19 protein-coding genes are annotated in these 21,439 nt (G+C 68.0%); 11 read left to right on the top strand and 8 right to left on the bottom strand.

The features are described 5' to 3' along the window. Positions 1 to 14: 14 nt before the first annotated feature. The 3 genes from ACP7AU_RS11255 (at position 15) to ACP7AU_RS11245 (ending at position 3,694) form a co-directional block, all read left to right on the top strand. Positions 15 to 1,460 carry an ATP-binding protein gene (locus tag ACP7AU_RS11255; RefSeq protein WP_426038688.1) on the top strand — a complete coding sequence of 482 codons (1,446 nt, stop codon included), beginning with the start codon at positions 15 to 17 and terminating at the stop codon, positions 1,458 to 1,460. Between the two features lie 27 nt (positions 1,461 to 1,487). Next, positions 1,488 to 2,834, top strand: a complete 1,347-nt coding sequence (locus ACP7AU_RS11250) for a trypsin-like peptidase domain-containing protein (protein ID WP_426038689.1) — start codon at positions 1,488 to 1,490, stop codon at positions 2,832 to 2,834. A gap of 518 nt (positions 2,835 to 3,352) precedes the next feature. Then, positions 3,353 to 3,694 carry a DUF2794 domain-containing protein gene (locus ACP7AU_RS11245; RefSeq protein WP_426051461.1) on the top strand — a complete coding sequence of 114 codons (342 nt, stop codon included), beginning with the start codon at positions 3,353 to 3,355 and terminating at the stop codon, positions 3,692 to 3,694. 77 nt (positions 3,695 to 3,771) lie between these two features. On the opposite strand, the gene ACP7AU_RS11240 is transcribed toward ACP7AU_RS11245, so the two are convergent. After that, entirely contained in the window at positions 3,772 to 4,521 is a 750-nt protein-coding gene (locus ACP7AU_RS11240) for a Bax inhibitor-1/YccA family protein (RefSeq protein WP_426038691.1), read from the bottom strand. Between the two features lie 149 nt (positions 4,522 to 4,670). On the opposite strand from ACP7AU_RS11240, the gene thpR reads away from it, so the two are divergent. Genes thpR through mmcB form a run of 3 tightly spaced genes read left to right on the top strand, consistent with a single transcriptional unit; the run spans position 4,671 to position 6,245 of the window. Next, positions 4,671 to 5,207: an RNA 2',3'-cyclic phosphodiesterase gene (thpR, locus tag ACP7AU_RS11235; protein ID WP_426038692.1), complete on the top strand. Its 537-nt coding sequence runs from the start codon at positions 4,671 to 4,673 to the stop codon at positions 5,205 to 5,207. A gap of 2 nt (positions 5,208 to 5,209) precedes the next feature. Further along, entirely contained in the window at positions 5,210 to 5,758 is a 549-nt protein-coding gene (locus ACP7AU_RS11230; protein ID WP_426038693.1) for a GNAT family N-acetyltransferase, read from the top strand. A 31-nt stretch (positions 5,759 to 5,789) separates the two neighbouring features. Next, positions 5,790 to 6,245, top strand: a complete 456-nt coding sequence (gene mmcB, locus ACP7AU_RS11225) for a DNA repair putative endonuclease MmcB (RefSeq protein ID WP_425992129.1) — start codon at positions 5,790 to 5,792, stop codon at positions 6,243 to 6,245. An 18-nt stretch (positions 6,246 to 6,263) separates the two neighbouring features. Here the strand turns inward: mmcB and ACP7AU_RS11220 are convergent, their stop codons facing one another. Both ACP7AU_RS11220 and ACP7AU_RS11215 read right to left on the bottom strand, forming a co-directional pair. Further along, a complete protein-coding gene (locus ACP7AU_RS11220; RefSeq protein ID WP_426038725.1) occupies positions 6,264 to 6,809 on the bottom strand; it encodes an ActR/PrrA/RegA family redox response regulator transcription factor in 546 nt (181 codons plus the stop codon). A gap of 120 nt (positions 6,810 to 6,929) precedes the next feature. Next, positions 6,930 to 8,408 (bottom strand): ActS/PrrB/RegB family redox-sensitive histidine kinase, encoded by a 1,479-nt coding sequence (locus ACP7AU_RS11215; protein ID WP_426051460.1) that lies wholly within the window; start codon positions 8,406 to 8,408, stop codon positions 6,930 to 6,932. Between the two features lie 49 nt (positions 8,409 to 8,457). On the opposite strand from ACP7AU_RS11215, the gene ACP7AU_RS11210 reads away from it, so the two are divergent. From ACP7AU_RS11210 to ACP7AU_RS11200, 3 genes are all read left to right on the top strand, one after another. Beyond that, positions 8,458 to 9,081 carry an SCO family protein gene (locus tag ACP7AU_RS11210; protein ID WP_426038695.1) on the top strand — a complete coding sequence of 208 codons (624 nt, stop codon included), beginning with the start codon at positions 8,458 to 8,460 and terminating at the stop codon, positions 9,079 to 9,081. A 98-nt stretch (positions 9,082 to 9,179) separates the two neighbouring features. Next, on the top strand, positions 9,180 to 10,460 hold the full coding sequence (locus ACP7AU_RS11205; RefSeq protein ID WP_426038696.1) for a polyhydroxyalkanoate depolymerase: 1,281 nt from the start codon (positions 9,180 to 9,182) through the stop codon (positions 10,458 to 10,460). Further along, entirely contained in the window at positions 10,414 to 11,139 is a 726-nt protein-coding gene (locus ACP7AU_RS11200) for a M48 family metallopeptidase (protein ID WP_426038697.1), read from the top strand. Before ACP7AU_RS11205 ends, ACP7AU_RS11200 begins: the two co-directional genes overlap by 47 nt. Before the next feature lie 170 nt (positions 11,140 to 11,309). Here the strand turns inward: ACP7AU_RS11200 and ACP7AU_RS11195 are convergent, their stop codons facing one another. The 3 genes from ACP7AU_RS11195 to ACP7AU_RS11185 form a co-directional block, all read right to left on the bottom strand. Then, entirely contained in the window at positions 11,310 to 13,409 is a 2,100-nt protein-coding gene (locus tag ACP7AU_RS11195; protein ID WP_426051459.1) for a transglycosylase domain-containing protein, read from the bottom strand. Positions 13,410 to 13,544: 135 nt separating this feature from the next. Beyond that, positions 13,545 to 14,168, bottom strand: coding sequence for a class I SAM-dependent methyltransferase (locus ACP7AU_RS11190; protein WP_426051458.1), 624 nt, complete (start codon positions 14,166 to 14,168; stop codon positions 13,545 to 13,547). Then, a complete protein-coding gene (locus ACP7AU_RS11185) occupies positions 14,165 to 15,139 on the bottom strand; it encodes an alpha/beta fold hydrolase (RefSeq protein ID WP_426038700.1) in 975 nt (324 codons plus the stop codon). The genes ACP7AU_RS11190 and ACP7AU_RS11185 overlap by 4 nt, the downstream gene beginning before the upstream one ends. Positions 15,140 to 15,271: 132 nt before the next feature. Between ACP7AU_RS11185 and ACP7AU_RS11180 the strand changes: the two genes are divergently transcribed. Continuing rightward, the gene (locus tag ACP7AU_RS11180; protein WP_426038701.1) at positions 15,272 to 16,384 is read left to right on the top strand and encodes a Rieske 2Fe-2S domain-containing protein; all 1,113 of its coding nucleotides are present in this window, start codon (positions 15,272 to 15,274) and stop codon (positions 16,382 to 16,384) included. 15 nt (positions 16,385 to 16,399) lie between these two features. Here ACP7AU_RS11180 and ACP7AU_RS11175 read toward each other — a convergent pair whose 3' ends face one another. Together ACP7AU_RS11175 and ACP7AU_RS11170 are read right to left on the bottom strand one after the other, a co-directional pair. Next, the gene (locus tag ACP7AU_RS11175; protein ID WP_426051457.1) at positions 16,400 to 17,050 is read right to left on the bottom strand and encodes a TetR/AcrR family transcriptional regulator; all 651 of its coding nucleotides are present in this window, start codon (positions 17,048 to 17,050) and stop codon (positions 16,400 to 16,402) included. Between the two features lie 186 nt (positions 17,051 to 17,236). Further along, the gene (locus tag ACP7AU_RS11170) at positions 17,237 to 19,084 is read right to left on the bottom strand and encodes a cation:proton antiporter (RefSeq protein WP_426051456.1); all 1,848 of its coding nucleotides are present in this window, start codon (positions 19,082 to 19,084) and stop codon (positions 17,237 to 17,239) included. 165 nt (positions 19,085 to 19,249) lie between these two features. On the opposite strand from ACP7AU_RS11170, the gene ACP7AU_RS11165 reads away from it, so the two are divergent. Further along, complete coding sequence (locus tag ACP7AU_RS11165) at positions 19,250 to 21,370, top strand: M13 family metallopeptidase (protein ID WP_426051455.1); 2,121 nt, start codon at positions 19,250 to 19,252, stop codon at positions 21,368 to 21,370. Positions 21,371 to 21,439 lie beyond the last annotated feature (69 nt).

Here is a 21,439-nt window from a genome sequence, read left to right as displayed (position 1 = left end):
AAATGCGTGAGTCTTTGAGTCGACTGGCCGCGATCTGGAAAAGAATCCAGCCGTCCGGCCTCGTGGCCTGGATGGCGCGCCGGACCCTGACCCAGCTCGCCTCCGGTCTGGCCATCCTGGCGGCCGTCGCCCTGACCGGATCGCTGGTGGTGACCGGGCAGGCGGCGCGGCTGGACCAGCGCCAGCAGGCGGCCCTGTCTGCGCTCGACGACTTCGGCGCCATGGCCTCGAAGCTTCCCGCCGACACCAGCATGGACGTCGGGGATATGACCGAGGGCGACGCCGCCTATATGTCGGCCTTCCTCAGCGCCTTCCAGGATGGGCCGACGCGCAACGTCACCACCCTGGAGCAGACCTGTCGCACCGGTCAGGGCGGGGCGGGCGTGCGCTTCATCCGCGCCCCGGTCGGCAAGCCCGCAGGGCTGCTGGCGCTGGAGACCACGCGGGCCGAGCGGATGACGCGGCTGGGCGACGGCGTCTTCCTGATCCGGCTCGAGGCCGGCCAGCTCTGCCTGACGCGCAGCGTCGACGTCATCGTGGTCAAGCGGCCGATCGGGTCGCTGTCCATCATCGTCGGCCGGGTGGTCGATCCAGCCGGTGTCGCCTGGCGCTGGGCTGTCCTGGCCGTGGCCCTGACCGGCGCCCTGATCCTGGTGTCCGGACTGACGGCGGCGCTGTTCGCCCGCCAGCGCCTGACCAGCGCCATCGCCGAGGTCAGCCTGGTGCTGGACCGCGCCGCCCTGGGCGACTTCTCGCGCCGCGCGCCCGATGTGGCTGTGGCGCCGGAGCTGACCCAGCTCTCGAACCAGGTGAACCGGACGCTCGACCGCCTCGAGGAGCTGTTGAGCTGGCTGCGCGATTCCGCCGACCAGCTGGCTCACGATTTCCGGACCCCGCTGGCCCGCGCCTCGGCCCGTCTCGACAAGCTGATGGAGACCGAGGATCCGGTCGAGCGGAAGCGGCTGGGCGAGGCGGCGGGGCGGGACATCGCCGAGATCACCCGGGCCATGAACGAGGCCATGGCGCTGCGCGACGGCGAGGCCTGGCTGTTCGAGAGCGTGCGGCTGGATGTGCTGGCCGAGGCGGCGGTGGAACTCTATCAGCCCATCGCCGACATCCGCGACATCCGGATTGTCGCCGAGGGGGAGCCGGTCTCGGTACTGGGCGTGCGGTCCCTGCTGCAGCGCGCCGTGGCCAACCTCGTCGACAATGCGGTGAAGTTCTCGCCCGACGGCGGCGTTGTGACGCTGCGCGCCTGGGACTGCGATGAGGGTCCGTGCCTCTCGGTCGGCGATCAGGGGCCCGGCATGTCCGGCAACCAGCCCTCCATGCCCCGCGCCAAGGACAGTCATGGCATGGGACTGGCCTTCGTGCGGGCGATCCTGCGTCGCCACGGCGGCCGGATGACGATTGATGACGCGCGCCCCGGAGCCATCGTCACGGCAAGGTTCTCACGCTAGGCTCCGATCAACCACTGGGGATACACCATGACGCGCCTTCGCCTCCTGACCGGTTCGGCCCTCGCCCTGACGCTGCTCGGAGCCGTCGGCGGCGTCGCCCAGGCCCAGACTGCGCCTGAGTTCCCCATCCCCTACGACAGCCGCCGCGGCGTGTTCAGCTTCGCGACCGGGCTGGAGCGGTCCCTGCCGGCCGTGGTCCAGGTGACGACACTCGGCATGTCGGCGGGGCCGACCACCGGCGAGACCGAACCGACCCCCGTCTCCAGCGGCTCCGGCGTCATCATCGACGCCGCCAATGGCATCATCGTCACCAACCATCACGTCATCGAGGACGGTCAGAAATTCCGCGTCGACATGACCGACGGACGTCTGGTCGACGCCACCCTGATCGGGTCCGACAAGGCGACGGATATCGCAGTCCTGCAGATCCGCGCGCCGGGCCTGTCGCAGGTGGAGACGGTGGATTCCGACACCCTGCGCACGGGCGACCTGGCCTTCGCGGTCGGCTATCCGCTCGGCCTCGACCAGACCCTGACCATGGGCGTGATCTCGGGTCTCGGCCGGTCCGGCATGGGCGACGCGGTCGAGGACTATATCCAGACCGACGCGGCGGTGAACTCGGGCAACTCGGGCGGTCCCCTGCTGGACAGCCGGGGCCGACTGATCGGTATCAACACCTCGATTCTGTCGGGCGACATCGGTGGCGGAAACGACGGCATCGCCTTCGCGGTCCCGACCCGCATCCTGCTTTTCGTGGTCGAACAACTGCGCGCCAACGGCGAGGTCACGCGCGGCCGCATCGGTGCGACCCTGGGCTCGCTGACCGCCGAGCGCGCGGTCGAGGCAGGCCTCGGCTTCGTGCGCGGCGCCATTGTCGAGGATGTCCTGCCCGGCTCTCCGGCCGAGCGCGCCGGCCTGCAGCGTGGCGACATCATCACCCGCATCCAGAACCGCCCGGTCGCCAACGCCGGCTCGGTGCAGGCCACGGTGGGCATCGCACCTCCGGGGACCCGGATCGCGCTCGTCTATCTGCGCGACGGGCACGAGGCGACCACGGCGCTGAACGTCGAGGTCCTGTCAACCGATCCGGTCCAGGTCGGCTCGACCTCGCTCCAGGCCTACGGCGCCAATTTCCGCGACGTGAAGTCCTCTGACGGGATCAGCGCATCGGGCGCCCTGGTCGTGGCGGTCGAGGGCGGTTCAGCCGCGGCCCAGCAGGACCTGCGCGCCGGCGACCTGGTCACCGCCGCCAACGGCATGTCGGTCTCGGGCTTTTCGGAGCTGGGCCGTGCGCTCGGCACGGGCGGCGGCGCGACTCTTACGGTCCTGCGCAGTGGCGAAGAGGTCGAGATCGTCATCCCTGCGGCGGACTGAGGCGTCCTCGACCGTGTGCCCCGGCGAAGGCCGGGGTCCAGACGGCGAACACCGATGGGCGTGGTGAAGACCAGTGCGTGATCCATGCTGACCGAATTCGTGATCTGGACCCCGGCCTTCGCCGGGGTGCATGGGGTGGGGGAAGCTGCGCTCAAGCAGCGAGACGCCGCGCGTCGAGCGGATTAGCGCACTAGAGAGAAAAGAGCGCCCACGGCGCGCGCCAGACAGCAAAACGCCCGCCATGCCGGAGGGGGGAGGGAGGCAGGACGGGCGTCTCGCTTTGGAGGAAGCGTCGGCCTGGCGAAGCCTAAATACGGCAACATCCAGGGGGGCTGGGGGGGGCTGTTCAGGATCCGGGACGCTTCCGAACTCCGTCAGGCCGACAGTCACTGTTTCGCTGTCCAACCGGGCCGACGAAGGACCGAAACGGGGCCATTTCGTGTCGTGGATAATTTGTTGGTCATGCGAGGGGTCTGGCGGCGCTGGCGTTTGTCCGAACCGCGCCTAGATTGATCGGGATGACCTTTGATCCCTCCTCCGCTGAAGGCGGCCCGCAACCGTCGTCGGTCTTCTTCGAGCGGCGCGAGCTGGACCTGATCCTTCGGGTCTACGGCCGCATGGTGGCCCAGGCCGAATGGCGCGACTACGCCATGGTCGGGGGCAGGGAGGCGGCCGAGTTCGCCGTCTTCCGCCGCTCAGGCGACGCCCCCGCCTATCGCATCGAGAAACGCCCGGCGCTCCAGACGCGCCAGGGCCAATGGTCGGTCATCGGCGAGGGCGGCGTGGTCCTGAAGCGCGGTCGCGAGCTGCCGCAGGTGCTGCGCGTCTTCGACAGCCGCAAATTCCAGTTGGTGGACTAGCAAAAAGCCCCGGCCTTTCGACCGGGGCTTTCCATTGTTCAGCCTGTGCGTGCCTCGCCGAGGCCCGCGACTTGAGCCTAGTTCCGGTTGCCGCCCATGAAGGCCAGCAGGAACTGGAACAGGTTCACGAAGTTGATGAACAGGCTCAGCGCGCCGAAGCCGGTGGCCACGCCCATCGCCGCGTGATCGCCGCCCAGCTGGTAGTAGGTCATTTTCAGACGCTGGGTGTCATAGGCGATCAGGCCTGCGAAGATCAGCACGCCCAGGCCCGAGATGATCAGGTAAAGCGTGCCCGACTGCATGAACATGTTCACGACCGAGGCGATGATCAGGCCGATCACGCCCATGATCAGGAACGACCCCATGGCCGTCAGATCCTTCTTGGTCGTGTAGCCGATCAGGCTCAGCGCGCCGAACGAGGCGGCCGTCACGAAGAAGGTCGAGGCGATCGAACCGCCCGTGTAGCGCAGGAACAGAACGCCCATACCTGCGCCGATCGAGGCGACGACAGCCCAGTACAGCAGGTTAACGCCGCCGGCGGTGGGGTTCTTCATGAAGAACATCGAGCCGAACAGCAGCACCAGAGGCAGGAACTGGACGATCATGCCCAGGATGGTCATGCCGATGCGGCCGTCGGCTGTCTGGAAGAACAGCAACTGCTGCACCGCCGGCACGTTGCCGGTGGCGTAGGCAAGGGCGCCGGCGACCACGAGGCCGAGCGCGAGCTTGTTGTAGACGCCCAGCATGAAGCTGCGCAGGCCCGCGTCCACGGCCATATCGGCTTTGGCCGGAGCCGGCGTCGAGTAGCCGTTTCTGAAGTCGCTCATCGCGAGTGTCTTCTCCTGTTGAGGCGGCGGGAAACTCCCGGCGCCCATATCAGAAATATCGGGGTCTGGACCCCACTGCGCAAGGGATTGATCGCCGCAGGGGTTCTCGCCGCTTCCCGCCTTTCGCGCCAGACGCTACGAACGGTCGCATGCTGCGCCTGTTTACCGCCGTTCCGATCCCCTTCGACGTGGCCGAGACGCTCGGCCGCCGCCAGACCGGCCTGCCCGGCGCGAAATGGCGGGGGGCGGAGGCGCTCCACGTTACCCTGGCCTTCTACGGCGGTGTGGACGAGCGCCGCGTAGACGATCTGGCCGCCGAACTGGCCCGGATACCGGGCGGCGTCTTCGATATTGAACTGAGGGGCGTCGGCGCCTTCGGCGATGCGCATCGCAGCCACACATTGTGGGCGGGCCTGGAACCTTCAGAGCGACTCAACGTCCTGGCCGGTCGTTGCAAGTCGGCGGCCGAGCGCGCGGGCGTCACCATGGAGCCCCGACTCTATCGTCCCCACGTCACCCTCGCCTACCTGAAGACCCAGACCAATCCGGACAGGATCGGGGCCTGGATCACCAACCACAACCTGCTGCATTCGCCGCCGATCCGCGTCGATCGCTTCGGCCTGTATTCCAGCGTCCTGAGTGACGACGGCAGCCACTATGAACTGGAACGGGAGTATCCGCTGTGACTATGCCCGGCCCCACGATCGAGACCCAACGCCTGATCCTGCGCCCGACGGCGATGGAGGATTTCCCGCGCTGGTGCGATTTCCAGGGCGACGCCGAGACGACCCGTTTCATCGGCGGTCCCAAGAGTCCGGCCGAGGTCTGGCGGGTCCTGATGTCGGTGGCCGGCGCCTGGGCCCTGACCGGCGAAGGCTTTTTCTCGGTGATCGAGAAATCGACCGGCCAGTGGATCGGCCGCATCGGCCCGTGGAACCCGCACGGCTGGCCGGGGCCGGAGGTGGGCTGGAGCCTGCACCCTGACGCCATGGGCAAGGGCTATGCGCTGGAGGCGGCCGTGGCGACCATGGACTACGCCTTCGACGTGCTGGGCTGGGACGACGTCATCCACTCCATCCATCCCGACAATATCGCGTCCCAACAGCTGGCCGCGCGCTTGGGCTCGGCCAATCGCGGCCGGGGTCGACTGCCGCCACCGTTCGAGGAGTCCTGCGTCGATCTGTGGGGTCAGACAAGGGCGGAATGGGCCGTGAATCGGAAGCGGTTCACGGCTTGAAGGCGGAACGCAACCGGAACATAAGTGTCGGATGCCTGCCGCTGCTGTTCATCTCGAACTCGTCTTCAGCCGTCCTGAGACCACCCTCGGCGTCACGCGCGGGGCTGCGAGGCTGCTGGCCGACATGGGCTATGCCCCGCTGCTGGAGGTGTGTCTGCCGAACGGCCGTCGCGCCGATGTCATGGCTCTGGGACGCAAGGGCGACATCGTCATCGTCGAGGTGAAGTCGGGGATCGCGGACTATCGTGTCGATCGCAAATGGCCGCAGTACGCCCCCTTCTGCGACGCCTTCTTCTTTGCGGTGGCTCCCGAGTTTCCGGAAGGGGTGCTGCCGACTGAGCCGGGTCTGATCGTCGCCGATGCGTTCGGCGGGGCCGTGGTGCGGGATGCGCCGGTGCTGACCCTGGCTCCAGCGAGGCGGAAGGCGCTGACGATCGCCTTCGGACGCCTGGCGGCGATGCGGACGGTGCGAGACCCTCTCCCATAGGGCGAGGCCGATCCTGCTCTAGCGCGGCGCGCGTTTCGCCAGGATGCGTTGCAGCGTCCGGCGGTGCATGCCGAGGCGGCGCGCAGTCTCGGAGACATTGTGGTCGCACAGCTCGTAGACCCGCTGGATATGCTCCCAGCGCACCCGGTCCGCGCTCATCGGGTTCTCGGGCGGTTCGGGCGAGTCGCCGGTGGCGAGCAGGGCCTTGACCACATCGTCGGCGTCGGCGGGCTTGGACAGATAGTCGACGGCCCCGGCCTTCACCGCCGCCACGGCTGTGGCGATGGCGCCGTAACCGGTCAGCATGACGATCCGGGCGTCCTCGCGGCGTTCGCGAATGGCCTCGACGATCTTCAGGCCGTTGCCGTCCTCCAGCCGCATGTCCAGCACGGCGAAGGCCGGCTGATAGGTCCGGAGGAGCTCGGTCGCCTCGCCGACCGATCCGGCCGTGGTCACCTGGAACCCACGAGACTCCAGCGCCCGGCCCAGACGCGTGCGCAGCGCCTGGTCGTCGTCCAGCAGCAACAGGGAACGGTCCTGGAGCCCGGCGATGCGGTCTTCCATGTTGCCGGAGTTGAGAGGCGCGCTGGTGGTCGTCATGGCGAAGTTTCTCCTAGCCACCAAGTCGGCTTCCCGCGCAGGCGGGTCAAGCGGTGCGGCGATGGAGCGCAGGCCAGCCGGGTCTCACGGGACCAGTTCCAGCGCACGACGGTCCCAGCGCACAGTGACGCGTGCGCCCCGGTTGGCGCCCGGTCCGCCCTCGCCCTGACCGACGACCACCTTGCCGCCGGTCCGTTCCAGAAGGGTCCGCGCGATGAAGAAGCCCAACCCCATACCGCCCTGGCTCGGAACGATGTCGGGCTCCAGCGGAGGCGGCGCAGGGGTCTTGCCGCGCCGGGGCGGTCGTGCGGCGGCGGCCAGTCGCGCGGCCAGGGCCTGACGCGACTTGCCGAGTGGACGGCTGGTCACATAGGGCTCGCCGAGACGCGGCAGGATCTCGGGAGCAAAGCCCGGGCCGTCGTCCAGGACCTCGACTGTGATCCACTGTGCGTCCGCCGTCGCCCGGACCCGGACCGTCGAGGCGGCGAAATCGGCCGCGTTCTCGACCAGGGCGGACAGGCCGTGGACCACTTCCGCCAGTCGTTTCACGCGCGGCTCCGCCAGGCCTCCGCGCGTGTGGACGGCCACCTTGATGTCGAGGTCGAAGCCCAGATGCGGATCGACCACCTCGTTCAGCAGGGCCTTCAGCCCGATCTCCGTATAGAGGGGGTCGCCGTCCTCGGGTCGTTGCGACAGCCGCTTGAGGATCTCGCGACAGCGTTCGGCCTGTTGCAGCATCAGCCGCGCATCCTCGGCGATCGGCCCGTCGGACGGCGAGGCGCGCAGCAGCTCCTTGGCCACCACCTGGATCGTCGCCAACGGGGTGCCCAGCTCGTGCGCCGCCGCCGCCGCCAGTCCGCCCAGCGCCGCCAGCCTCTGTTCCCGTTGAAGCACGTCCTGCGTCGTGGCCAGCGCCAGCTCCAGTTTCTCGGCGTCCGCCGCCACCCGCCAGGCGTAGGCGGCGGTGAACACCACCCCCGTCGTCAGGGCCAGACCGACGCCGAACTTGTAGAGAACCGGCAGGTCGATATCCGCACCGTTCTGCCAGGGCAGGGGCATGGACCAGAAGAACAGGGCCGTTGTCGAGGCCAGCACCATCAGGCCCAGTGTCAGGGCCTGACGTCCCGGCAGGGACGCGGCCGCCACCGTCACCGGCGCGACGAGCAGCAGGCAGAAGGGATTTTCCAGCCCGCCGGTAAAGGCCAGCAGGGCCGACAGCTGCAGGATGTCGAAGCCCAGATGGATGCCGGTCTGGCGCCCGTCCGGCAGGCGGCTGTCGACTCTCTGCAATCGAGCCATGGCCAGCAGGTTCACGATCACGCTGGCCAGGATGACCAGCAGGCACTGCCATCGCGGCAGGGGGAAGTGGAACATCGTGTCCAGCACGATCAGTGTCGCCGTCTGGCCCACGATCGCCAGCCAGCGCAGGATGATCAGCGTCCTGAGCGACAGGCCCCGGCTGCGGCGCGGCAAACTGGCCCAGTTCGGCGGCGCCGGCGGGAACTGCGACATGACGTCCTCGGGAGAGGCGTCGGGATGGGGACGGACTTCGCTCTGGTTCACACGGCGTCTATAGACCGGTCTCGCGCCCCTGTCGGCCCGGAGAGACACGATGCCACGCCGTTCCATCTTCCTGTTCGCCGGCGCCTGTTTGGCCATCGCTATCGCCCTGGCGACCGTGACGGTGGTCGTCGTCACGGGACGGGACCGCGCACAGGCCGTCGCCGAGGGGACCGCGACGGGTCAGCCTGCCGTCGGCGGTCCGTTCCAGCTCGTCAACCAGGACGGCCAGGCGGTCGACCAGACGATGCTGGACGGCCGGTGGAGCCTGGTCTTCTTCGGCTTCACCTACTGCCCGGACTTCTGCCCCACGACCCTGACCTCGCTGGAGGCGACGCGCACCCTGCTGGGGTCGGCGGCCGACAACCTGCAGATCGTCTTCGTCTCGATCGACCCGGAGCGCGACACGCCCCGGGCGCTGAAGGACTATCTGTCGTCCGACGGCTTCCCGCCCGGCGTCATCGGCCTGACCGGCACGCCGGAACAGGTCGCCGACGCCGCCAAGGTCTATCGCGCCTATTTCCAGAAGGTCGGCGACGGCGAGGACTATACGATGAACCACTCCCTGACGGTCTATCTGATGGGCCCCGACGGCCAGTTCCGCTCCGCCCTGGGTCACGATCTGGGTCCGGAACGCTCGGCCCAGCTGATCCAGCGGGTCATGGCGCGGGGCTGACATCCCCAGGGATCGTGGGCTGCGAATATAAATCCTTTTGCAGTGCAGCGCGTTCTATGATGGCATCACCGCTTCGGCGGGGCCGATCACAGGATTTCATGCTCTACTCCCTCCACGAGCTCGCCTATCAGTCGGCGCAGCCTTTCCGGCTCGGGGCGCAGTTCGCCCGCAAGTTCTGGACCTCGCCCTTTAACCCCGCCTCGCAGACGGCTGTCGGACGCACGGCCTATGCCTCGGCCGAGCTGTTCGAGAGCGTCACGCGCCGCTACGGCAAGCCGGCCTGGGGCCTCGAGGTCGTCACCATCAACAACCAGCCGGTGCGCACCACCGAACAGGTCATCTGGCAGAGCCCCTGGGTTCGCCTGGTGCGGTTCGCGCGCAACGTCGGCGACCTGAAGCGGGCCCGGAAGCCGGTCGCGGCGCCCAGTGTGCTGATCGTCGCGCCTCTGTCCGGGCACTACGCGACCCTGTTGCGCGGCACGGTCGAGACCTTCCTTCAGGATCACGACGTCTATGTCACCGACTGGGTCAACGCCCGTCAGGTGCCGATGCTGGAAGGCCGGTTCGACTTCCACGACTACATCGACCACGTCCGCACCATGCTGGCCCAGATCGGCCCGCGCGCCCACGTCGTCGGCGTCTGTCAGCCCGGCCCGCCTGTGCTGGCCGCCGCCGCCATCATGGCGGCCGAGAACGATCCAAACCGCCCGGCCTCCATGACCTTCATGGGCTCACCGATCGACGCGCGCCTGTCGCCCACGGTGACGAACCAGCTGGCCGAGGCCAAGCCGTTCGCCTGGTTCCAGTCGAACATGATCCACACCGTGCCCTGGCCCTACCCGGGCTTCGGCCGGGAGGTCTACCCGGGCTTCGTCCAGCTCTACAGTTTCATGTCCATGAACGAGCAGAGACACACCGACGCCCACCGGGAGTATTTCCGCCACCTGGTCGCCGGCGATGGCGACGAGGTGGAGAAGCACGAGGAATTCTACGACGAATATCTGTCGGTTCTGGACCTGACCGAGGAGTTCTATCTCCAGACCATCGACATCGTCTTCCAGTCCCACCTGCTGCCGCGCGGCCTGCTGGAACATCGGGGCGCACCGGTCGATCTGACGAAGATCACCGACATCGGCCTGATGACCGTCGAGGGCGAAAAGGACGATATCTCGGGCGTGGGCCAGACCCAGGCCGCGCATACCCTGTGCACCAACATTCCCGACGGCCGACGGGTGCTTTACGTCCAGCCGGACGTCGGCCACTACGGCGTCTTCAACGGGCGGCGGTTCCGCGAGGAGATCTACACCCGCACCCGGGACTTCATCGCCGCAAATGAAAAGCTCTGCGCAGTATCAGACCGGTCAGCGGCTGCCGCTTGAGGGCGGCCACGCCCTTCGCCTGAGCGTCAATCCGCGCGCCCGGCGCATCTCGATCCGCATCGATACGCGGAAGGGTGAGGCCGTGGCCATCGCCCCGTCGGAGCGGCGGCTGGCCGATGCGGTGGCTTTCGCGCGCACCAAGTCGGCCTGGATCGCCGAGCGGCTGGCGGCGCGGCCCGGCGGGACGGCGATCGAACCCGGCGCAGTCATTCCCTATCGCGGCGGCACGGTCGTGCTGGAGGCCGCGGGCGGCGCGGGGGCGGCTCGGCTGGTGGAAGGCCCGGACGGCCTGCGCATCGTTTCGGGCGGCGAGGGCGAAGCGTTCGTCCGGCGCGTCGTCAACCTGCTGAAGCGGGCGGCGCGAGAAGCGCTCCAGACCCGAACCGATTTCCATCTTCGTGCCCTGGGCCAGAGCCCCGTGAGCCTGACCATCAATGACCCGGCGTCTCGCTGGGGTTCGTGCAGTCCGGTGTCGCGCTCGATCCGCTATTCCTGGCGGGTGATCATGGCGCCGCCCGAGGTGCTCGACTATCTGGCCGCCCACGAGGTGGCGCACCTGGTCCATGCCGATCACAGCCCGGCCTACTGGTCGGTGGTCAAGGGGCTGGTCGGCGACCACCGTCCCTTCCGCGCCTGGCTGCGCGACCACGGGGCCGCGCTGCACGCCGTGGGACGGTGACATCGATCCTTCTCCCCTCGCGGGAGAAGGTGGCAGCCGAAGGCTGACGGATGAGGGGTCACACCGGCGGCAGGATTGGTGTGATCAAGCGCTGACCTTCGAGGTCAGCGCGACCCCTCATCCGACCTCGCTTCGCTCGGCCACCTTCTCCCGCAAGGGGAGAAGGAAGCTCAGAAGAACAGCGGGTTGTTTTCTTTTTCCGGCCGAGCCTCGGGTTCGGGGCGCTGGTCCGGCGGGTCGTCGCGCCGGGGACGCTCGACGGGCGCGGGATCGCGGCGGGGTTCCTCGACGGACGCGCGCGGATCATAGGGCTCGCCCTGGTTCGGGTCGACGCCGCCCGGCAGGACAGTGGAGTCGCCGTAGGGATCCTCCACATCGCCGATCAGGTCGCCGATCGGATCGGGCGCGACCCAGCCGTCTGGCATCGGCGGACCGTTGGGGATCGGCTGGACGTTCAGGCGCGGCAGGGCCGCCTCCATGAAGCCCTTCCAGATCGCCGCCGGGGCCGCGCCGCCGGTCACGCCGCGCATGGCGGTGTTGTCGTCCTTGCCAACCCAGACGGCGGTGACGAAGCCGCCGGTGTAGCCGACGAACCAGGCGTCCTTGTAGTCCGAGGTCGTGCCCGTCTTGCCCGCGATGTCGCGGCCTGAGATCGCCGCCGACCGGGCCGTGCCTCTCGTCACCACGCCCCGCAGCATCTGGTTCATGTAGTAGAGCGACGGATTGTTGATCGCCTGACCGGCCGCCGCGTCACGGGCGCTGCGCTGGTAGATGACCCGACCCTGGGGGGTACGGATCCGGCTGATGCCATAGGCCTCGACCCGACGGCCGCCATTGGCGAAGGCGTCATAGGCGGTGGCCATGTCGATCGGCGAGACCTCGACGGCGCCCAGGGCCATGGCCGGCTCCAGCCCGATTCGGGACGAAATGCCGAGGCGCCGCGCGGCCCGGGCCACGCTGTCGCGACCGATCTGGTCGGCGACATAGGCGGCGACCGTATTGGTCGACTGGGCCACGGCGTTGGCCAGCGTCATGTTGCCGGCGAAGGTGCCGGAGTAGTTGCGCGGGCTCCAGTTGCCGATGCGGACAGGCTCGTCGACCACCGGGGTCTCGGGCGTGTAGCCGGCCTCCATGGCCGCCAGATAGACGAAGGGTTTCCACGCCGAGCCGGCCTGACGGCGAGCGTCGACGGCGCGGTTGAACTGGCTGTCGGCATAGGAGGCGCCGCCGATCATGGCGCGCACCCGGCCGTCGCCGTCCAGGGCGACGAGGGCCGCCTGCTCCACGCCGCGCGAGGCGTCGCGGTCCAGGATGCGGCGGACATTGCGTTCGGCCGCCGTCTGCAGGGTCAGGTCCAGGGTCGTCTCGACGATCATGTCCTCGGTCGGCTCGCCGACGAGGCCGCGGATCTCCTTGTCGAGCCAGTCGACGAAATACTGGGCGTGCTGGGTCGCCAGGGTGCGGGAGACGCGAACCGGCTCCAGCACGGCGGCGGCGCGCTGTTCGGGCGTGATGACGCCAGCCTCCGCCATCTCGTCCAGAACGACCGTGGCGCGGGCGGCGGCACGCTCATGTTCCGAGACCGGCGAATAGCGGGACGGAGCCTTGAGCAGTCCGGCCAGCAGGGCAGCCTCGCCGACGGTCAGGTCCTTGGCGCCCTTGTCGAAATAGCGTTGCGACGCGGCCTCGATGCCATAGGCGCCGGCGCCGAAATAGACGCGGTTGAGATAGAGGGCGAGGATCTCCTGTTTGGAGAATTTCAACTCCAGCCAGACGGCGAGCATCAGTTCCTGCACCTTGCGGCGCACGTTCTGGTCGGGCGTCAGGAACAGGTTCTTGGCCAGCTGCTGCGTGAGTGTCGAGCCGCCCTGGACGATCCGGCCGGCGCGCATGTTCGCCGCCATGGCCCGGCTCATGCCGATCGGATCGAAGCCTGGGTGCCAGTAGAAGCGGCGGTCTTCAATCGCGATGAAGGCAGCGGGCACATAGTCCGGCAGCGAGTCCAGATCGGCCGGCGGCGCCTGCTGCGAGCCGCGCGTGGCGATCAGGGCGCCGTTCCGGTCCAGATAGGTGATCGAGGGCTGGCGATCGATGTCGTAGAGAGCCGAGGTGTCCGGCAGTCCTCGCGCGAACACGGCGAAGAAGACCACCAGGAAGATTACGCCCCAGACGGCCAGCACCGAGCCCCAGTAGAGGACTTGCTGCAGGCGAGTGCGCGCCGGTCTGGCCCCGCCGCCCGCATTCCTGTTTCCGAACCCCGGACCGGCCATCGACATCCTCAGAAACCCCGGCCGTCATAGCCGTTCGCATCGCCTACCAAAACGCCGTTGTGGTGAACGGCGCGTGAAGACTTCACGTCAGCGTGATGGTCCTTTCGGCCGAAACGATGGCGCGGGTCTTAACGATCATCCATCGCGACGGGCGAACCAGACCGAGCCGTCGTCCGCCCGGACGCCGGATTCAATCCAAAACCCGTGCCCGGCGAGTTCCGCTTCATAGGCCTCGGGCTCCAGACTGCCGTGATAGAGGGGCTCGCCTCGCCATTCGCCCATGGCGTGGCCGAGGCGAGGGCCGGACGAGAACATCACCACAGACCTCGGCGCGCAGTGGGTTAGGAGACCCGGCAGGGCCAGCCGTTGATCCTCGGGCGAGAGATGGAACAGGCTGTGCCAGGCGAGAACGCCGGCGAAGGTCTGGCCGAGCTTCAGCGTGCGCATGTCGGCCTGAAGGAAACGGCCGGTCGGCAGGTCGGCCGCCGCGTGGGCGGCGAGCCCGGCCGAGGAGTCCACGCCCGTGACCGGGAACCCTCGATCCAGCAGGGCCGCCGCCATCGGCCGTCCCGAGCCGCAGCCGACGTCGAGCACGGTGTCGCCCGGCGCCAGAGAGGCGATGAAGCGATCCAGCCAGAGCCGGTCGGCTTCGGTCAGAACCGTGCCGCGATCGGCGATCCAGTCGCTGGACCGCCGATCGTAAAGGTCGACGATGTCGGCCGCAGCATCGAAGACGCCGGGGGCGACCGGATCGCTCATTCGGCGACGAAGGCGTCCAGGTCGGCGTAGAAGGCCTCGGGCTGGTCCAGGAAGATGAAGTGGGCGCTGTCGTCGATCCGCTTCAACGCCACGCCCGGCAGGCCGGCGAAGGAGGCCTGGTAGATCATGTCGGTGATCTCGTTGGTCATCCGGGCGTCGTTGAACTTCACGTACAAGACCTCAGTCGGGGCTGTAATGCGGGCCAGTTCGGGCCGCAGATCGGTCAGGATCAATTCGCGGAATGCGCGCGAGGAGACCTGCTGGTCACTGGTCGCCCCGTCTTCCAGAGGGCCGGCGCGCTTCGATTCCGTGTTGATCATGCCGGTGATCGAGGCGGCGCCGCGGGCGTAGTAATCTGCCGGGGCGGCGGTCGCCATGCCCTGATAGACCTGCTCGGCAACAGGCGCGATGCTCTCGGCCGTGGCGCCGGGCGCGCCGAACATGGCCCCCATGAAGGGCACCATGTCGACGACCATCAGCTTGCCGACCGCGTCCGGATGGCGGGCGGCGAGCATCATACCGATCGTGCCGCCCATCGAATGGCCCACGACCACCGGCTTATCCAGGCCCTGTTCGGAGATGTAGCGCGCGATTTCCTCGGCCACGGGCGCGGCCACGGGGCCCTCGGCGTTGCCCTCGACCGGCGCGCCGGCGAAGCCCTGGATATGGATGCGGTGGACGCGCCATCCGCTGCCAAGATGATCGACCGTGCCCTGCCACACCTCCGGCGAGGAGCTGAGGCCGGGAATCAGGATGATGTCGCGCACGCCCGGGCCGGCTTCGCCGTCCACGCGGACGTGCATGCGGGTCGACTCGAAGTCGGCGTGGTGGTGGCCGTGGTCGGCGTGCTGGGCATGACCGTCCTGGCTCAGGGACTCCATCATGTCCCCGGCGCGGGCATCCCCGACACCGGCGAAATTGGCCAGGAGGCCGAGGGCGGCGACGAGGCCGGTGAGTATCTGGCTGTCCATGATGCGTCTTCCTGACTTTGGCCTGACGATGCGCCGACCTTTCCGACCCTAGTCGTCGCAGTTGGCGACATCGGATGCGTTCGGCAAGGCGGGAGAATGACGAAAGCTCCGGCGGCGTCTAGACTGACGCCTATGAACCCTGCCGAAAGCCCCGCCGCCGTCCCCGAGGCGAAAGCCCCGCCCGCAGCCTTCGGCAAGGGGTTCGTGCTGGACACCTGGTATTTCGTGGCCCTGTCGCGCGACGTCGCAGAGGCCTCGCTGACGCGCCACGAACTGCTGGGCGAGCCGGTGCTGATCGGGCGGACGCGGGCGGGTCAGGTCTATGCCATGCGCGACATCTGTCCGCACCGCGCCGCGCCCCTGTCGGCCGGCCGTCTGGTCCAGAAGCCGGGCGAGCCCGAGACGGTCGAGTGCTGCTACCATGGCTGGCGCTTCCGCACCGACGGGGTCTGCGCCGCCATCCCGTCGCTGGTGGACGAACAACCGTTCGAGGTCGAACGGGTCCGGGTGCGGTCCTATCCGGTGGTCGAGAGCCAAGGGATGGTTTTCGTCTTCGTCCACGCCGATCCCCGCTCGGACGCCGAGCCCGATCATCCGCCGCCGACCTTCCCCGGCGTCGTCGGCGGGGAGGCGAAACTGGTCGAGTGGATGGATTTCGACAGCCATATCGACCACGCGGTTGTCGGCCTGATGGACCCCGCCCACGGGCCCTATGTGCATCAGCAATGGTGGTGGCGCTCCGAGCATTCGATGCACGAGAAGTCCAAGGCCTTCGAGCCTCGGGAGCTCGGCTTCGCCATGGTCCGTCACGCGCCGTCGTCGAACTCGCGGGCCTACAGGATCCTGGGCGGGGCGCCCGCGACCGAGATCACCTTCCGCCTGCCCGGCTATCGCTGGGAGCATATCCAGGTCGGAGCGAAGCAGGTCCTGGCCCTGACCTGTCTGACGCCCGTCACCGAGACGAAGACCCGGATCACCCAGATCTTCTGGTCCGACCACTGGGTGTTCGGTCTGGCCAGGCCCTTCCTGAGGATGGGGGTCGCCGCCTTCCTGAAGCAGGACGGCGGGATGGTGAACCTGCAGAACGAGGGGCTGCGCTACGACCCCGCCCTGATCTGGATCGACGACGCCGACAAACAGGCGAAATGGTACCAGCAGCTCAAGCGCGAATGGCAGAAAAGCCGCGCTGAGGGGCGCGGCTTCTCCAATCCGGTCAAACCGGCGATCCTGAAGTGGAAGAGCTGAAGGCTCTTCCCAGGACTATTTCGTGCTGACGCCGGCCAGCAGGGTGTCGACCTGGCGGGCGATGTGGTCGGCCAGCTGGTCCACGGTCCAGCCGTCATAGGCGGCACGGCGGTAGTTCGACAGATAGGCGTCCCAGGTCAGCTCGGTCAGCAGGGCGATATCGGCGTCCTGTCTGATCTCGCCGCCGCCGATACCGGCGCGCAGGATGTCGGAGATGACGTCGGTCAACCCTTGCGTCGCGGCGCGCTGGCGGGTCTCGGCAGCGACAGGCTGGAACCACGAGCGGGCGACGATGGCCTGGAACAGCGGCAGCTGGTCGATGGAGCCGTGGTAGCCGGCGGTCAGGGCGTTGACGAGGCGATCACGGGTCGAGCCGTCGCCTGCGCCGTTGAGCATGACCTGGCCCAGACCGGCCATGTCCTCGGTTAGGACGGCCTCGAACAGTTCGGCCTTGTCCTGGAAGTTGGCGAACACCGCACCGGTGGACATGCCCGCGCCCTTGGCGATGTCGCGGATGGTGGCGGGCTCGTAGCCGCGCTCCGCGAACAGGCCGCGAGCGGCGTCCAGAACCTTCTGGCGCGTGCGCACCTTGGCGGCCTGGCGGCGATTCAGCCGGGGCTGCTCGTCGAGGTTGGAGGGGGTGGCGGTCGACGCGGACTCACGCATGAACACGAATACTCTGTGGCTGACGCTTCACGGCGGGGGACCGTGAAGGAGATGGACAGAAGGGGCAGAGGCTGGATCGGTCACGTCACGGATACGGACGTGAGATAGCGACCCGTGCAACGCCGAGCCCCGGGGGAAGGCGCGCTTTCATCACGTAACGATGACCAAAATGGGTCGTGTTTCTGGTTAAGGCCTGGGGCCGGCCCGGAGCGCGCGGGTCTTGCGGTTGCGCCGGTCCTCGGGGATCGCCGCCTGGAACACCGCCCGGTACTTGTCGCGACGCTCGTGGATCGAGGCGAGCACCAGGCCCATCGGTACGCCAAGGTCGATCAGGGTGTTCTCCGCCAGCTGAAGACTGGCTTCGGTGGTCTCCGGCACGGCGTCGGTCACGCCGAGACCATAGAGGCGCGCCGCGTGGCGGTCGTCGCGGGCGCGGGCGATGACGACCAGATCGTCGCGCAGGGCGCGGGCGGCAATGACCACATCGTCCACCTTGGTCGGGGCGTCCATGGTGACGACCAGGGCCTTGATCGTCTCTATGCCGCACAGCGACAGCATCTCCGTTCGCGCGGCATCGCCGTAGGAGACGTCATAGCCGTCGCGTCGACCGGCGGCGACGGCGGAGGGGTCAGTGTCCATGGCGATAAAGCTCTGACCGTGCTCCTTGAGCATTTCGGCCACCAGCCGACCGACACGGCCGAAGCCGACGATCAGGACGGCGGCGTCAACCATCCCCACATCGCGCACCGGACCCAGGCCGAGCGCCGGATCCCCGGCCAGAGGGACGGAATTCGCACGAGCGCCTGCCAGCCTCTGTCCCAGCATCGCCATGAGCGGAACGGCGAACATGCTGATGGTGGCGGACACCAGAACGCTCTGGGTGAAGGCCGGGGAGGCGAGACCTTCCACCATTCCGGTATTCAGGATGACAAAGGCGAACTCGCCCGCAGGCCCCAGGACCAGGGCCGTCTCGATCGCCGAGCGTGCGCCCACACCCCACAGCCGGGCGAGCCCGAAGATCAGCCCCACCTTGATTGCGATAATGGCCAGCGCCAGGCTGAACACACCCAGCGGGTTGGCGGCGACCGCATCCAGATCGAGACCGATTCCGACCCCCACGAAGAACACCCCCAGAAGCAGGCCCTTGAAAGGCTCGATGTTGACCTCGATCTCGCGGCGATACTCCGTCTCCGCAAGCAACAAGCCGGCCACAAGGGCCCCCAGGCTCATCGACAATCCAGCCGCCTGCGCCGCCACGCCCGCGCCCACCACGATCAGCAAGCACAGGGCGACAAACAGCTCCTGCCGTCCGCCGCCGGATCTGGATCTGCTCTTGGCGACCGACCGGAACAGGGGACGCAGCGCCATCCTGCCGAACATGACCAAAAGCCCCAGGCCGATGGCTGCGGGCGCGAGGGTCAGCAGCGCCGGCCCAAGGACGCCTGGCTGAACGTCTCCGCCGCTGATCGCCAGCGTGGCCAGCACGGTGACGGTGATCAGGATCGGCGCAACGGCCAGGTCCTGGGCCAGGAGCGCGGCGAAGGTCGTCCGGCCGACCGCGCCCTTCATGCGGTTTCTTTCGGCCATGACCGGCAGGACGACCGCCGTAGACGACAGCGCCAGTCCCATGCCCAGAACCGCTGAGCCCGCCAGGGGCTGGCCCAGCAGGATGAAGCCCCCGGCCAGAACGGCTGAACAGAGGACGACCTGCATCAGGCCGAAGCCGAAGACGAGCCGGCGCATCGCCTTCAGCCGTTCCCAGGACAGCTCCAGCCCGATCATGAACAGCAGGAAGGCGACGCCCAGTTCCGACAATTGGGCCAACTGGTCGGCGTCGTCGATGGTCAGCCAGGACAGCCAGGGGACCCCGTCCGCGAACCGGCCGAGCCCGTCCGGCCCCAGCAGAACGCCGGCCGCGAGGAAGCCGAGTACGGGGCTGATCTTCCAGCGGTTGAACAGGGGTACGACCACCCCCGCTGCCGCCAGGAACACGACCAGGTCCTTGTAATCGCCGCCGCCGTGCCCGCCTGCCATTCGATCTCCTCGATGAGTGATCGTCACCTTAAAGGCTGCGCTTGGCGAGCCGTGCGATCAGATTCATGAACTTTTTTTAAGGCGACACCCTGTCGGCCGGGCGTAGGGTCCGCGCCGAGCGCGCGACAACGGCGCGGCGACGATCCGAAACCCCAGGAAATCCTCATGAAGTCTCTGCTTATCGGAGCGGCCCTCGGCGCGCTCCTGCTGCCGGCCGCCGCTTCCGCCCAGGACCACGACCACGGCTGTATCGACGAGGCCTGCACCATCCAGTCGATCTTCCAGGAGGGCGATGCGGCCTTCACCGGTTATCGCGGCACCGAGACGCCGCACTACGGGACCTGGGGCTTCGACGCCTCCGGCATGGATCGGTCCGTGTCGTCGGGAGACAATTTCAACCGCTTCGCCAACGGCCTGGCCCTGGATCGCACGGTGATCCCGGCGGACCGTTCCAGCTACGGCATCTCCTTCGGCCTGCTGCGCGAACTGTCGGACAACCGGGTCAAGGCGATGATCGACACCCTGGTCGCCCGCACCGACCTGCAGGCCGGCACGGACGAGCAGAAGATCGCCGACGCCTATCGCTCCTATATGGACACGGCGCGGATCGAGGCGCTCGACGCCCGGCCGCTGCAGCCCTTCCTGACCGCCATCCGCGCCGCCGACAGCCATGAGGCCCTGGCCGCCTATATGGGCCAGACGATCGGCGGACTGGGCGGCTCCTTCTTCGGCACCGGCATCACCACCGACCAGAAGGATCCGGACCGCTACGTCGTCTCGACCAGCCAGTCGGGTCTCGGCCTTCCCAACCGCGACTACTATCTGTCGCCGCTCTTCGCCGAGAAGAAGGTGAAGTACGAGGCCTATGTGGCCCAGATGCTGGAGATGATCGGCTGGGACGATCCCGCTGGGACCGCCGCCGCCATCGTGGCCATGGAGACGAAGATCGCCGAGGCCCACTGGACTCCGGCCGAGAGCCGCGACCGCGACAGGACCTACAACGAATATACGATCCAGCGTCTGGCCGCCGACGCGCCGGGCTTCGACTGGCAAGGCTATTTCGGTGCGGCGCGTCTGGGCGACATCCCGCGTCTGATCGTGCGCCAGAACACGGCCCTGCCGAAGATCGCCGCCATCTATGCCGAGACGCCGGTCGCGACTCTGCAGGCCTGGCAGGCCTTCCAGACCGTGGACCGCGCCGCGCCTCGCCTGTCGCAGCGGTTCTCGGACGCCCAGTGGGAGTTCCGCTCGCGTGAACTGTCGGGCGCCCTTGAACAGCGCAGCCGCGACAAGCGCGGCATCAGCTTCGCCGACGGCGCTTTGGGCGAAGCGGTCGGCCGCCAGTATGTGGCCGAATATTTCCCGGCCGAATCCAAGGCCCAGATGGAACAACTGGTCGCCAACCTGCGCACGGCCCTGAGCCACCGCATCGAGGGCTACAGCTGGATGAGCGCCGAGACCAAGGCGGCGGCCCAGACCAAGCTGGAGAAGTTCACGGTCAAGATCGCCTATCCCGACCGCTGGCGCGACTATTCGGATCTGGAGGTCCGCGCCGACGACCTGTTCGGCAACGGCGAACGGGCCAGCCGCTTCCGCTGGGAATACGACCTCGCCCGCCTGAATGCGCCGGTCGACAAGACCGAGTGGGGCATGACGCCCCAGACGGTGAACGCCTATTACAACTCGACCAACAACGAGATCGTCTTCCCGGCGGCGATCCTGCAACCGCCGTTCTTCGACCCGGAGGCCGACCCGGCCATCAACTACGGCGGCATCGGCGCGGTGATCGGCCACGAGATCGGCCACGGCTTTGACGACCAGGGCCGTAAGTCGGACGGCGACGGCGTGCTGCGCGACTGGTGGACCCCGGCCGATGCGACGGCCTTCAACGCCCTGACCACCCGCCTGGGCGCCCAGTACGGCGCCTATGAGCCCCTGCCCGGCCACTTCATCAATCCGGGCCTGACCATGGGTGAGAACATCGGCGACGCCTCGGGCGTGGCCGTGGGTCTGGAGGCCTATCAACTGTCCCTGAACGGCGCCGAGGCTCCGGTTCTGGACGGCTTCACCGGCGACCAGCGCTTCTTCCTCGGCTGGGCCCAGGTCTGGCAGTCGAAGTCGCGCGAAGACGCCCTCAAGAACCGCATTGCCACTGACTCGCACTCGCCCGACGAGTTCCGCGTCATCGGCCCGCTGCGCAACGTCGACGCCTGGTACGAGGCCTTCGAGGTCCAGCCGGGCACCCACTACTACCTGGCGCCGGAAGAGCGGGTTCGCATCTGGTAGGCGATCGTCAAACCGACCAACGGCGGCGATCAGATTCGCCAAGATGACCAGGAGGCCGGAGCTCACTGC

Origin of the sequence: Brevundimonas sp. SL161, from assembly GCF_049896985.1 — a bacterium.
Taxonomy (GTDB): Bacteria; Pseudomonadota; Alphaproteobacteria; order Caulobacterales; family Caulobacteraceae; genus Brevundimonas.
This window is presented reverse-complemented; position numbering and strand designations above follow the sequence as displayed.